Annotated in this window: 8 protein-coding genes; 7 read left to right on the top strand and 1 reads right to left on the bottom strand. The window is 70.6% G+C overall.

What is annotated here, in order from left to right:
- Positions 1 to 46: 46 nt before the first annotated feature.
- From MUN74_RS06630 to MUN74_RS06620, 3 genes are all read left to right on the top strand, one after another.
- The gene (locus MUN74_RS06630; RefSeq protein WP_244855657.1) at positions 47 to 877 is read left to right on the top strand and encodes an inositol monophosphatase family protein; all 831 of its coding nucleotides are present in this window, start codon (positions 47 to 49) and stop codon (positions 875 to 877) included.
- A 1,073-nt stretch (positions 878 to 1,950) separates the two neighbouring features.
- Complete coding sequence (locus MUN74_RS06625; protein WP_244855656.1) at positions 1,951 to 2,970, top strand: M23 family metallopeptidase; 1,020 nt, start codon at positions 1,951 to 1,953, stop codon at positions 2,968 to 2,970.
- Positions 2,971 to 3,281: 311 nt separating this feature from the next.
- A complete protein-coding gene (locus MUN74_RS06620; RefSeq protein ID WP_244855655.1) occupies positions 3,282 to 4,283 on the top strand; it encodes an endonuclease domain-containing protein in 1,002 nt (333 codons plus the stop codon).
- A gap of 206 nt (positions 4,284 to 4,489) precedes the next feature.
- Here the strand turns inward: MUN74_RS06620 and MUN74_RS06615 are convergent, their stop codons facing one another.
- Entirely contained in the window at positions 4,490 to 6,259 is a 1,770-nt protein-coding gene (locus MUN74_RS06615) for a glycoside hydrolase family 13 protein (RefSeq protein ID WP_244855654.1), read from the bottom strand.
- A 256-nt stretch (positions 6,260 to 6,515) separates the two neighbouring features.
- Between MUN74_RS06615 and MUN74_RS06610 the strand changes: the two genes are divergently transcribed.
- The 4 genes from MUN74_RS06610 (at position 6,516) to MUN74_RS06595 (ending at position 12,737) form a co-directional block, all read left to right on the top strand.
- Positions 6,516 to 7,751, top strand: coding sequence for a sugar ABC transporter substrate-binding protein (locus MUN74_RS06610; RefSeq protein WP_244855653.1), 1,236 nt, complete (start codon positions 6,516 to 6,518; stop codon positions 7,749 to 7,751).
- 146 nt (positions 7,752 to 7,897) lie between these two features.
- A complete protein-coding gene (locus MUN74_RS06605) occupies positions 7,898 to 9,526 on the top strand; it encodes an ABC transporter permease subunit (RefSeq protein ID WP_244855652.1) in 1,629 nt (542 codons plus the stop codon).
- Between the two features lie 95 nt (positions 9,527 to 9,621).
- Positions 9,622 to 10,554 carry a sugar ABC transporter permease gene (locus MUN74_RS06600; RefSeq protein ID WP_370647376.1) on the top strand — a complete coding sequence of 311 codons (933 nt, stop codon included), beginning with the start codon at positions 9,622 to 9,624 and terminating at the stop codon, positions 10,552 to 10,554.
- Positions 10,555 to 10,736: 182 nt separating this feature from the next.
- Positions 10,737 to 12,737 carry a glycoside hydrolase family 13 protein gene (locus MUN74_RS06595; RefSeq protein ID WP_244855650.1) on the top strand — a complete coding sequence of 667 codons (2,001 nt, stop codon included), beginning with the start codon at positions 10,737 to 10,739 and terminating at the stop codon, positions 12,735 to 12,737.
- Positions 12,738 to 12,765 lie beyond the last annotated feature (28 nt).

Genomic DNA, 12,765 nt, shown 5'->3' with positions numbered 1-12,765 from the left:
AGGTGCTGCGGGTGTGCTCGTCGGCGGGCGACGATAGCGTGGGGGCATGACCGAGCACGAGGCATCCGACGCCCCCGATGTCGACCTGGCCGAGCTGCTCGCGCTCGTGCGCGAGATCGCCGTACAGGCCGCGGAGTTCGCGGCCGAGGCGAGGCGCGCCGGTGTCGAGATCGCGGCCACGAAGTCGACCCCCACCGATGTCGTCACCGCGACCGACCGCGAGACCGAGGCGCTCATCCGCGCGCGCATCCTCGAGGCGAGGCCCGACGACGGCATTCTCGGCGAAGAAGACAGCATGCTCATCGGCACGAGCGGGCTGACGTGGGTCGTCGACCCGATCGACGGCACCGTCAACTTCCTCTACGGGCTGCCGGGGTGGGCGGTGAGCGTCGCCGTCGTCGCCGGACCGCCCGAGCCGTCGAGCTGGCGCGCGCTCGCCGGGGTCGTCGTCAACCCGTCGACCGGCGAGGTGTTCGAGGCGACCGCCGGCGGGGGAGCGCGGCTCGGCGAGCGCTCGCTGCAGGTCAACGAAGCGGTACCGCTCGGGCGTGCACTCATCGGCACCGGGTTCGGGTACTCGGCCGAACGGCGGCGCGAACAGGCCGAGGTGCTGCTCGAGGTGCTGCCGCAGGTGCGCGACATCCGCCGCGCTGGGTCGGCGGCGGTTGACCTCTGCGCGCTCGCCGCGGGGCGGCTCGACGGGTTCTACGAGCAGGGGCTCAACCCGTGGGACCACGCGGCCGGCGCCCTCATCGCCCGCGAGGCCGGGGCGCTCGTCGGCGGCCCGCGCGGCGGGAGCGAGAGCGACGAACTCGTCGTCGCCGCGGGGCCCGGGCTGTACGAGGAGCTGTCGGGCGCGATCGCCGCGGCGCGGTGAGTGCGGGGCGGTGAGCGTGGTCGGGCGAGCGACACGGCGGAGCACGTCGTTCATCGCCGCTCCACGCAACGGAACTCGATGATTCACATGGCGTTCACGAGCGAATCCGGGTAGCCTTTACCGAGTTGTTATCTCGTCGCTCGCGTCGGGATGAGTACCTCCCCTGCAAACCTCTCGTCCCCGACGCCGAAAGCCCCCAACACGTGCTCGAGTCCCCCCTCGTGCCCGACGGATCTTCGCCAGGCACCCAGGCTGCTGCGCGGCCCGAGCGTCCCCTGACCCGTCGAGAGTTGCGCGAGCGCGAGGCGGCCGAGGCGGCTGCTGCAGCTGCGGCGTCTGCGGCGTCGATGTATCCGGCGGCGGCTCCGACGTATCCGGCGACGCAGGCGCATCCGGTGGCTCCGGTCTATCCGGCGGCTCCGACCTATCCGGCGACGCAGGCGTATCCGGCGGGGCAGGTCCCTCAGAGGCAGGCGCAGGGGTACATGTCGCAGCCTGCACAGACTCAGGCGCAGTCGTACGCGTCTCAGCCAGCACACACTCAGGCGCAGTCGGCTGTCCCGGCCCAAGCTCCGGCGGCACCGGTTGGTGCGCCGGTGTCGACTCCGGTCGCTGCTGCGGCTCCGGCCGCGGCGACTCCGGCTGGTGCACCGGCTTCCTCCGGCGCTGCCTCAGCGGCACCCGTTTCGGCCACGGCGGCACCGGTTGGTGCGCCGGTGTCGACTCCGGTTGCTGCGGCGGCTCCGGCCGCGGCCGCGCCGCGTCGACCTGCATTCGACGACCTCTTCGCGGGCATCGGCATCTCGGACCCGACGCCGCAGGCCGGCGCTCCTGCTCCTGCTTCGGCTCCGCGCGCTTCGGCTGCTGCGACGGCTCCGACTGTGCGGACGTCCGCACCTGCTCCGTCGGTTTCCGTTGCGGCTCAGCAGGCTTCCGCCTCCGCTCCCGCTCCGGCTCCCTCCGCTCCCGCCCCCTCGGCTCCGGTTGCGGCTCAGCAGGCCGCACCCGCGGCCGCTCCGATCGCTGCGGCCGCGCCCGCCGTCGCGAAGGCGACGGCGATTCCGACGCCCGAAATGCTCCGCGGAGATTCGCCCATCGACGACCTCGCCGCTCTCATCGGCGGTGCAGACTTCTCCGAGTCGGAGACGGTCGCGCAGACGGAGTCGCGCTTGCAGCGTGCGAGCTCCGGCAAGGCCACCGGGCGTGCGGCCTCGAACCGTCGTTCACGTGCGGCGTCGGCGCCGGTCGTCGACGAGCACCCCGCGGCATCCGCCCGTCGTTCGAAGCGCCCGTCGCGGAGTGCCGTGAGCGGCGCCCGCCCCGCGGCATCCGCCCCCGTCGAGCGCAACGCGCCGACCCGGCCCGCCGCGACCGGCAAGTCCAGCCGCCGCATCGGGCGCCGCTTCGCACCCGTCGTCGCCATGGGGTTCGCGGGCATGCTCGCCGTCGCCACGTCGGTGCCGGCGATGTCGCTCATGACCCCCGCCGAGGTGCAGGCGATGGCGCTCGAGGGCGCCGCGTCGACGTCGGTCGACGGCCAGAGCATGCAGATCGCCGACGGCGTCATCGCCGAGGGCGTCGACAGCGAGGGTTACAAGACGCAGACGATCGAGGAGTACGCCGAGGCGGCCGGCATCCGACCCGAGGCGACGTTCACGAACAACCCGGCGGGCACGATCCAGTGGCCGTTCGCGATCGGCGTGCACATCGGCGACCGGTTCGGGTACCGCGATTGCGCCGGCTGCTCGAGCGACCACCACGGGCAGGACTTCAACCCCGGCTACGGCGCCGATATCCAGGCCATCGCCGACGGCGTCGTCGTGAACTCGACCGACGACGGCGGATCGCTCGGCACGGTCATCATGATCCAGCACGAGATCAACGGGCAGACCGTCGTCAGCGTCTACGCCCACATGATCTCGGGCTCGCGCCTGTTCGAAGAGGGCGACACCGTCGAGGTCGGCGACGTCATCGGCGAGACGGGCAACACCGGCATGTCGACGGGCCCGCACCTCCACTTCGAGATCCGCATCGGCGGCATCGATGGCGAGTGGGTCGACCCGCTCGAGTGGCTGTACGCGAACACGAACTGAGTTTCTCGACGGCTCGCGACGCTCTGGCTGGTCGCGGCGTGCGGTTGGTGACTTGCAGGATGAGCTGGTCGGCAGGTCCTGTGGGAGCGGTGCTGGCCGAATAGTCCTGTAAGTCGCCACGGCGGCGCGGGGTGCGGTTGGTGACTTGCAGGATGAGCCGGTCGGCAGGTCCCGTGGGAGCGGTGCTGGCCGAATAGTCCTGTAAGTCGTGGTGGCCGCGACTGGGCTGCCAGGCGTTCGACGCGACGCCCGTTATCCACAGTTGCGAGCGCGCGAGCCCGAGACGGACTGCGGGCAAGCAGACTCGACGCATGCCGAACGACACGCGAGCCATCGCCGGTTGGATCCGCCGGAATGGTGGCGCGGTTCCGGCGCGCGAACTCGACGACGCGGGCTTCCGCCGCGAGCAGCTGAGCGCGGCGGTCATCGACGGCTCGGTCATTCGCGTCCGTCAACGATGGTTCGCCGTATCGGATGCTCCAGTCGACGTCGTGCGCGCCGTCCGAGTCGGCGGCGCCGCAACCGGGGCATCCGTCGCGCGTATCCATGGTCTCTGGGACACCGGCCTCGACGAGATGCTCCACGTTCGCGTGCATCGCTCCGCGTCGAGGTTGAAGTCGCCGACAGCGGTGCCGGCTGCGGGCGCGTCCGGCGGTCGATCAGCCATCGTTCCGCTCGACGCCGTCGGCGACCGCGTGTGCGTGCACTACCGTTCCGACCCGCCCATTCGGAGCGGACGCGACCCGCTCGCGGTCGCCTTGGCCGAGATGCTGCGTTGCACGCGCGCGGTCGATGCGATCGCCACCATCGACTCCGCGTTGGCGCGAGGCGAGGTCGGTCTCGACGAGATCAGATCACTCGCCGGCCCGTCGCACGGCCGTACTCTCGATCGTTGCACCGACGGGTCGGAATCGGGCATCGAGACCAAGGTGCGGCTGCTCCTGCGGGCGCGGAACATCCGGCACCGGTCGCAAGTGTCGATCTCGCGTGTCGGGCGGGTCGACCTGCTCGTCGGCGACCGGCTCGTGATCGAGGTCGACGGTGCGCGCCATCACACCGGTTCCGAGCAGTTCGAGAACGATCGGCGTCGCGACTTCGAGCTGGCGATGCGCGGGTACCTCGTGCTGCGGCTCAGCTACAGCATGGTCGTCGACGACTGGGAGGTCACGAGCCGCGGCATCCTCGCCCTCATCGCCCGTGGCGAGCATCGCTGGGGCGCACGGAGCACGCCGTCGGCTGGACTCGACGTGGCCCTGCGACGACTCGATCGATACGACGACGCGCCGCTCGCGGCACAGCTCGCCGGCCGCTGAGCCGCATTACAGGATGAGCCGGTCAGCACGCCGGAATACGGCGGTGCTGGGCGGGTGGTCCTGCAAGTTGTCGGGATGCGACGGCGGCGTGGACGCGCGTGGGGCACTACGCGGGCGCAGTTACAGGATGAGCCGGTCAGCACCCCGGAATACGGGGGTGCCGACCGGCTCATCCTGTAAGTTCGCGACGCGCGGTCGCCCGCGCGCTACGCGCGGAGCCAGACCGTCGTGTCGGGCGGCAGCACGCGGGATGCCTCGTCGAGGGGACTGCTCGCGACGAGCACGTCGCCCTCGGGCAGGGTCGCGGGCGTCGTGCCGGTGTTCGCCACGACGAGCACGTCGCCGTTGCGGAACGCGAGCACGCCGTCGCCGCCCGAGGCCGGCACCCACTCGAGCGACCCGGCGGCGAGCCCGTGCTCGCGCCGCTGGGTGAGCAGCGTGCGGTAGAGCGAGAGCGTCGAGGCGGGGTCGCGCTCCTGCACGTCGCGCGCGAGCGACGCCCACTGGGCCGGCTGCGGCAGCCACGAGGCATCCGTGGGCCCGAAGCCGTACGACGGCGCCGAAGCCGACCAGGGCAGCGGCACCCGGCAGCCGTCGCGGCCGTAGCGTTCGTGGTCGGTGCGGAACCACGTCGGGTCCTGACGGGCGTCGTCGGGCAGGTCGATGACCTCGGGCAGGCCGAGCTCCTCGCCCTGGTAGAGGTACGACGAGCCGGGCAGCGCGAGCTGCAGCGTGGTCGCAGCGCGGGCGCGGCGCAGGCCGTCGGCGTACGCGGGGATGCCGCGCGAGCGCGGTCCGAGTCCGTGGCCCTGGGGGTTCGGCTCGGTGACCGAGAGGCGGGTCGCGTGGCGCACGACGTCGTGGTTCGAGAGCACCCACGTCGAGGGCGCGCCGACGCTGCCGAACGCGGCGATCGAGTCGTCGATCACGCGGCGCAGCGCCTCGGCCTGCCACGGAGTCTCGAGGTAGGCGAAGTTGAACGTCTGGTGCATCTCGTCGGGCCGCACCCACTTCGCGAGCTTCGACAGCGGGTCGACCCACGCCTCGCCCGCGAGGATGCGGTCGCCCGGGTACTCGTCGAGCAGCGCCCGCCAGTCGCGGAAGATCTCGTGCACGCCCTCCTGCGCCCAGTACGGGGCGAGGTCGTCGGCCTCGGTCGAGATCTCGGGCTCGAGCGGCACGCCGGTGGATGCCTCGGGGCCGGCGCCGTGCGCCGTGCCGACGTCGTGCTGGGCGGGCGCCTCGAGCGCCTCGGGCGCCTCGGTCGCCACGCCGCCCGCGCCGCCCATGCTGCCGCCGTCGGCGGGCGGGGTGTAGTCGGGCAGGCCGTCGGCCTTGATCATGCCGTGGGCGACGTCGACGCGGAACCCGTCGACGCCGCGGTCGAGCCAGAACCGCAGGATGCGCCGGAACTCCTCGCGCACCTCCTCGTTCGTCCAGTCGAAGTCGGGCTGCGACGAGTCGAAGAGGTGCAGGTACCACTGGCCCGGCGTGCCGTCGGCCTCGACCACGCGGGTCCAGGCCGGGCCGCCGAAGACCGACTCCCAGTTGTTCGGCGGCTCGTCGCCGCCGGGGCCGCGGCCGTCGCGGAACAGGTACCGTCCGCGCTCGCCGCTTCCGGCGGGCGCGGCGAGCGCCGCCTGGAACCATTCGTGCTGGTCGCTCGAGTGGTTGGGCACGAGGTCGACGATGACGCGGATGCCGCGGGCATGGGCTTCGGCGATCATGGCGTCGAAGTCGGCGAGGGTGCCGAAGCGCGGGTCGATGTCGCAGTAGTCGGCGACGTCGTAGCCGGCGTCCTTCTGGGGCGACGTGAAGAACGGCGAGAGCCAGATGGCGTCGATGCCGAGCTCTTCGAGCGCGCCCAGTCGCTGCGTGATGCCGGCCAGGTCGCCCATGCCGTCGCCGTTCGCGTCGGCGAACGATCGGGGATAGATCTGGTAGATCGCGGCAGTGCGCCACCATTCGGAAGTCATGTCCGAAACTGTACGACATCTCCATACCGGATGGAAACGCTTGCAGTTCACGCGGGCTGCTCTACGGTCACGAACTGGTATCGATCGCGGCATCCCGGTTTTGCAATACACCGAACGCAAGGTATATCTGTAATCGCTTGCAATCAGCGAGCGTCAATTGCAGAACGGCCTTTCGGGCGCGGTGCGCACGTGCACCTGCACTATCGAGCCACCAGGCGAAGGCGCCGATCTCACGCACACTGAGAAGGACACACCAATGAGGGTGAACAGGAAGAGCCTGCTCGCGGCCGGTGCGGTCGCGGTCGTCGCAACGCTCGGCCTCGCCGGTTGCGCGGGCAGCGACAGCGGTTCCGACGCCGAGTCGACCACGAGCGGCAAGCTGACCGTCTGGGTCGACTCCGAGCGTGTCGACGCCCTGCAGGGCGCGGCCGACGCGTACACCGAGAAGACCGGTGTCAAGGTCGACCTCGTCGGCAAGGACGTCGCCGACATCAAGGACGACTTCATCCAGCAGGTTCCGACCGGCAAGGGCCCCGACATCGTCATGGGCGCCCACGACTGGCTCGGCGAGCTCTCGACGAACGGCGTCGTCGCGCCGCTCGAGCTCGGCGACTCGGCCGGTGACTACCTCCCGGTGGCGATCGACGCCTCGACCTACGAGGGCACCGTCTACATGCTCCCGTACGCGGTCGAGAACATCGCGATGCTGCGCAACGCCGACCTGATCCCCGAGCCCGCGTCGAGCTTCGACGACATGCTCGCCAAGGGCAAGGCCGCCGGCCTCGACCACCCGTTCGTCGTCGAGCAGGGCGCCGAGGGCAACCCGTACCACCTCTACCCGTTCCAGACCGCGTTCGGCGCTCCGGTGTTCGGCTCGGGCGCCGAGGGCTACAACCCCGACGACCTGCAGCTCGGCAACACGGGCGGCGAGCAGTTCGCCACGTGGCTCGGCTCGCAGGGCAAGAACGGCACCGGCGCGTTCAACACCGACATCGACGGTGACATCGCCAAGGAGGCCTTCACCAGCGGCAAGGCCGCCTTCTGGCTGACCGGCCCGTGGAACGTCGGCGCGGCCGTCGACGCCGGCATCAACGTCGCGATCGACCCGATCCCGAGCCCGACCTCGGAGGCGGCGCAGCCGTTCGCCGGCGTCAAGGGCTTCTTCGTCTCGGCCGAGTCGAAGAACAAGGTCGCCGCGAACGACTTCCTCGTGAACTACATCGGCACCGAAGACGTTCAGCTCGAGCTCTTCAAGGCCGGCAACGTGCTCCCCGCCCTCACCGCGGCTGCCGAGACTGCCTCGAGCGACCCGATCGTCGCGGGCTTCGCGACCGTCGGCGCCGACGCCGTGCCGATGCCGGCCATCCCGGCCATGGGCCAGGTGTGGCAGTACTGGGGCATCGCCGAGGCCGCCATCATCAACGGCGCCGACCCAGTCGCCACGTGGCAGAAGCTCGCCTCCGACGTGCAGGCGGCGATCGACGCCGGTTGATCCGGTGAGTCCGTCGGTCGAGTAGCGACGAAGGAGCGTATCGAGACCACCTTCCGTGGTCTCGATACGCGCCCTCCTTCGTCGGGCGCTACTCGACCGGCGGGTTCCGTCCATCCCAGAGGCGACACGAGAGACCAGGCACCAGCATGAGCACCGCGACCGACGACGTCCGCGAAGACGCCCCACCGAAGGCACCCAAGCCGACGAAGCAGCAGCGTCGTGCGGCGAGCATCGCCGACCAGGCATCGGGCGGCATCAAGATGCTGCTCATCAAGATCGTCGCCCTCGGCATCGTCGACGCGCTCGCGCTGTTCGCGGTGTTCGTCCTCATCTCGCACGAGCAGTGGCTCGTCACCGGCGTGGTCGTCGCGGTCACGGCCCTCGTCAACTGGATCTACTTCTCGCGGCGCAAGCTGCCCGCGAAGTACCTCACGCCCGGCGTCATCTTCCTCGTCGTGTTCCAGGTCTTCGTGCTCGGCTACACGGCGTACATCGCCTTCACCAACTACGGCACCGGCCACAACGGCACCAAGGAGCAGGCGGTCTCGTCGCTCATGGCGTCGTCGCTCGAGCGGGTACCCGACTCCCCGACCTACGGCGTGACCGTCGTCGAGCGCGGCGACGAACTGGGGCTGCTCGTCACCGACCCCGACGGCGAGGCGCTCGTCGGCACCAACGAGGAACCCCTGCACGAGGCATCCGGGGCGCAGTTCGACGGCGACGTCGCCGTCTCGGCCGACGGCTGGACCTCGCTCAAGTTCGCCGACGTGCTCGCCCGCACCGACGAGGTGACCGCGCTCGCGGTGCCCTACTCGGATGACCCGAACGACGGCGCGATCCGCACGCCCGACGGGTCGAAGGGCTACCTCTACACGTCGACCCTCGAGTACGACGCCGAGGCCGGCACCATGACCGACCTCTCGACCGGCACGGTCTACAGCGACACCGGTGTCGGCGCCTTCACCGCGGAGGACGGCACGAAGCTGCTGCCCGGCTGGCAGATCACGGTCGGCTTCGACAACTTCGTGCGGGCCATCACCGACACCCGCCTCTCGGGCCCGCTCGTGTACGTGACGCTGTGGACGTTCGCGTTCGCCCTGCTGTCGGTCGCGACGACCTTCTTCCTCGGGCTGTTCCTCGCGATCGTCTTCAACGACATGCGCATGCGGGGTCGCAAGTACTACCGCACGCTCATGATCCTGCCGTACGCGATCCCGTCGTTCCTGTCGGCGCTCGTGTGGGCGGGCATGATGAACCAGAGCTTCGGCTTCATCAACCAGGTGCTGCTCGGCGGCGCCGACATCCCCTGGCTCACCGACCCGTGGCTCGCGAAGGTGTCGATCCTCCTCGTGAACCTGTGGCTCGGATTCCCGTACATGTTCCTCGTGTGCATGGGCGCGCTGCAGTCGATCCCCGAAGACATCCAGGAGGCCGCGACGGTCGACGGCGCGAAGCCGTGGGCGGTCTTCCGCCTCATCAAGCTGCCGCTGCTGCTCGTGACGGTGGCGCCGCTCCTGATCGCGTCGTTCGCGTTCAACTTCAACAACTTCAACACCATCTACATGCTCACCGACGGCGGGCCGCGTGACGCGAACGCGCCGATCCCGGTCGGCTTCACCGACATCCTGATCACGATGGTCTACAAGGTGGCGTTCACCGGGCAGACGCGCGACTACGGTCTCGCGAGCGCCTACTCGATCATCATCTTCATCGTGGTCGCGGTGATCTCGATCATCGCCTTCCGCCGCACCAAGAGCCTCGAGGAGCTGAACTGATGGCCGCTCGCAAGGACAAGCCCGGCCCGGGCGTCGCCCCCACCGGCGTCGTCGCCCCCACCGGTGTGGGACTCGCCGTCGCCGAGATCGAGGAGATGGATGCCTCGACCCGCGCTCACGCGTCGGTCGGCGGCCCCGGCGGCGGAGCCCCGCTGCAGCTGCCGAAGAAGCCGTTCAACTTCGGACGCTGGTTCTCGGCGACCGGCTGGCGGCACGTCGTCGGCGTCGTGATGGTGGTCTTCGCGCTCTTCCCCATCGTGTTCGTCGTGTCGTCGTCGCTCAACCCGCACGGCACGCTGACCGGCTCGAACGCGCTGTTCTCGAAGATCGGGCTCGAGAGCTACGTGCGCATCCTCACCGACCCGCAGGTGCCGTTCACGACCTGGTTCGGCAACACGCTCATCATCGCGGGCGTGACCGCGGTCTGCACCGTGTTCCTCGGAGCCCTCGCCGCGTACTCGTTCTCGCGCATGCGCTTCACCGGCCGCCGCTTCGGGCTCATCTCGATCGTGGTCGTGCAGATGTTCCCGCAGCTGCTCGCGGTGGTCGCGATCTTCCTGCTCATGTCGGCGGTCGGCGACCTGTTCCCGGCGATCGGCCTGAACACGCACGTCGGCCTCATCATGGTGTACCTCGGCGGCGCGCTCGGCGTGAACACGTACCTCATGTACGGCTTCTTCAACACGGTGCCGGCGTCGATCGACGAGGCCGCGAAGATCGACGGCGCGGGTCACGCGCGCATCTTCTTCACGATCATCCTGCGGCTCGTCGCACCGATCCTCGCCGTGGTCGCACTGCTGTCGTTCATCGCGTCCGTGAACGAGTTCGTCGTCGCGTCCGTGCTGCTGGTCGACACCGACAAGCAGACGCTCGCGGTCGGCCTGACGAAGCTCGTGTCGAACCCCCGCTACGCCGACTGGAGCGCGTTCTCGGCCGGTGCCGTGATGGCGGCACTGCCGGTCGTCGCGCTGTTCCTCTTCTTGCAGAAGTACATCGTCGGCGGGCTGACGGCCGGCGCGGTCAAGTAGGACTCGAACCGTGGGCCGCTCGTGTCGGCGGCGGCGGGTCCCCGTTGTCACGAGCGGCAGACTTCGTTTCGAGCTATGTCAGTTGCGCCTCATGATGAGGCGCAACTGGCATAGCTCCAACGCGATACCGCACCGCGGCGGTGTCGGCCAGCGGTGACAGTGGCACACGAGAGGATGCATCCATGCTGACGCCCCACCACGACGGATCGCCGCTGCACGTCTCGACGCAGCATCCCGCGCTCGGCGAGGTCGTGCGGGTACGCCTGCGCGTTCCCGAGGGGGCGGTGGGCGCCGACGGCGCACCGATCGGCCCGCTCGCGTGGGTCGGCACCCGGTCGAACCCGAACCGCGAACCGCGGTTCGACGAGGCGCGACGGATGCCGCCGGCCGAGCCGGCCGACGGCGGCGAGCGCGACGCGGCTGCGGCCGCGGGTGAGCGCGAAAGCGGCCGGCCCGGCGTCGATGGGTCCGCCGGCTGGAGCTGGTGGGAGGCCGAGGTCGGGGTCGAGAACCGCGTGCACGGGTACCGGTGGCTGCTCGTCGGCGACGACGGCCGGCAGCACTGGCTGAACCAGGTCGGCCTGTCGGGCGTCGAGACGCGCGACCGCGACGACTTCAAGCTCGTGGCGCATGCGGCGGCGCCCGAGTGGGTCGCCGAGAGCGTGCTGTACCAGGTGTTCCCCGACCGGTTCGCGAAGTCGGGCGACGCCCCCTTCGACCGGCTGCGTGCGAGCGGCGAACTGCCCGAGTGGGCGATCGCCGCCGACTGGGGCGACGCGCTCGACCCCGTGCCGCCGGGGCGCTCGAAGCAGGTCTTCGGCGGCGACCTCGACGGCGTGCGCGAGCGGCTCGACCACCTCGTCGGGCTCGGCGTGAACCTGCTGTACCTGACGCCCGTGTTCCCCGCGCGCTCGAACCACCGCTACGACGCGTCGACGTTCGATCGGGTCGACGACCTGCTCGGCGGCGACGAGGCGCTCGTGCGCCTGGTCGAGGCGGCTCATGCCCGCGGCATCCGGGTCATCGGCGACCTGACCAGCAATCACTCGGGTGATGCGCACGAGTGGTTCCGCACGGCGCAGGCCGACCCCGAGTCGGCCGAACGGGAGTTCTACTCCTTCACCGACGACGAGGCCGACGGCGGCCACGGCTACGAGTCGTGGCTCGGCGTGCCGAGCTTGCCGAAGTTCGACTGGTCGTCGGCCGAGTTGCGTCGTCGCTTCGTCGAGGGGCCCGACTCGGTCGTCGCGAAGTACCTGCGGGCGCCGTACTCGCTCGACGGCTGGCGCATCGACGTCGCGAACATGACCGGCCGGCTCGGCGAGGTCGACCTGAACGCCGAGGTGCGGCAGGCGATCCGCCGCACGATGCTCGACGTGAACCCCGACACGATGCTCATCGGCGAGTCGACGAACGACGGGGCCGACGACTTCCAGGGCGACGAGTGGCACGGCGCGATGACGTACGCGCCGTTGACGCGCCCGCTGTGGAGCTGGCTGCAGGAGCCCGGCAGCCCCGCCGGTGGCGGCATCGGCTTCGCGCTCGGGCAGGTGCCGACGTTCACCGGCGGCCAGTTCGTCGACGCGCACCTGCGGTTCGCCGCCGGGTACCCGTGGCGCACCCGCCTCGGCACCATGAACGCGCTCGACACGCACGACACCCCGCGCTTCGCGACGCACGCCCGGCCGGGTACCGTGCCCGTCGCCTTCGGGCTGGCGGTCACGTTGCCGGGTGTACCCGTCGTGTGGGCGGGCGACGAGTTCGGGCTGACGGGCGTCGACGGCGAGGCATCCCGCACGCCCATGCCGTGGGGGAGCGAGGAGTCGGCTTCGGTCGCGCCCGTGCTCGAGGCGTACCGTGCACTCGTCGCGCTGCGACGGGCGAACCCGGTGCTCGCGACGGGGGGCATCCGGTGGCTCGCGGTCTCCGACGACGCCGTCGCGTTCGTGCGCGAATCGGCCGAGGCATCCGTGCTCGTCTTCGCGACGCGGGCAGCGGCGACGCTGACGGTCGCTCCGGGTGCGCTGGGGGCGGCAGCGGGCCCGGATGCCGCGACTCGCGTGTTCGGCGAAGCCGCGTTGACGGCGTCGGAGCGCGGCCTCGAGCTCACGGCGGAGGGGCCCGAGTTCGCGGTGTGGGCGCTGCCGGGGGTGCGGGTGCCGGGCGCTTCGGTGGTCGAGTAGCGCCGACGCGGAGCGGCGCCGCGTATCG

The sequence above is a fragment of the Agromyces sp. H17E-10 genome (assembly GCF_022919715.1).
Taxonomy (GTDB): Bacteria; Actinomycetota; Actinomycetes; order Actinomycetales; family Microbacteriaceae; genus Agromyces.
This window is presented reverse-complemented; position numbering and strand designations above follow the sequence as displayed.

Excerpts from the sequence above, each read along its gene's own strand:
- MUN74_RS06630 (WP_244855657.1), top strand. The coding sequence starts at position 47 with ATGACCGAGCACGAGGCATCCGACGCCCCCGATGTCGACCTGGCCGAG.
- MUN74_RS06625 (WP_244855656.1), top strand. The coding sequence starts at position 1,951 with ATGCTCCGCGGAGATTCGCCCATCGACGACCTCGCCGCTCTCATCGGC.
- MUN74_RS06620 (WP_244855655.1), top strand. The coding sequence starts at position 3,282 with ATGCCGAACGACACGCGAGCCATCGCCGGTTGGATCCGCCGGAATGGT.
- MUN74_RS06615 (WP_244855654.1), bottom strand. The coding sequence starts at position 6,259 with ATGACTTCCGAATGGTGGCGCACTGCCGCGATCTACCAGATCTATCCC.
- MUN74_RS06610 (WP_244855653.1), top strand. The coding sequence starts at position 6,516 with ATGAGGGTGAACAGGAAGAGCCTGCTCGCGGCCGGTGCGGTCGCGGTC.
- MUN74_RS06605 (WP_244855652.1), top strand. The coding sequence starts at position 7,898 with ATGAGCACCGCGACCGACGACGTCCGCGAAGACGCCCCACCGAAGGCA.
- MUN74_RS06600 (WP_370647376.1), top strand. The coding sequence starts at position 9,622 with ATGGATGCCTCGACCCGCGCTCACGCGTCGGTCGGCGGCCCCGGCGGC.
- MUN74_RS06595 (WP_244855650.1), top strand. The coding sequence starts at position 10,737 with ATGCTGACGCCCCACCACGACGGATCGCCGCTGCACGTCTCGACGCAG.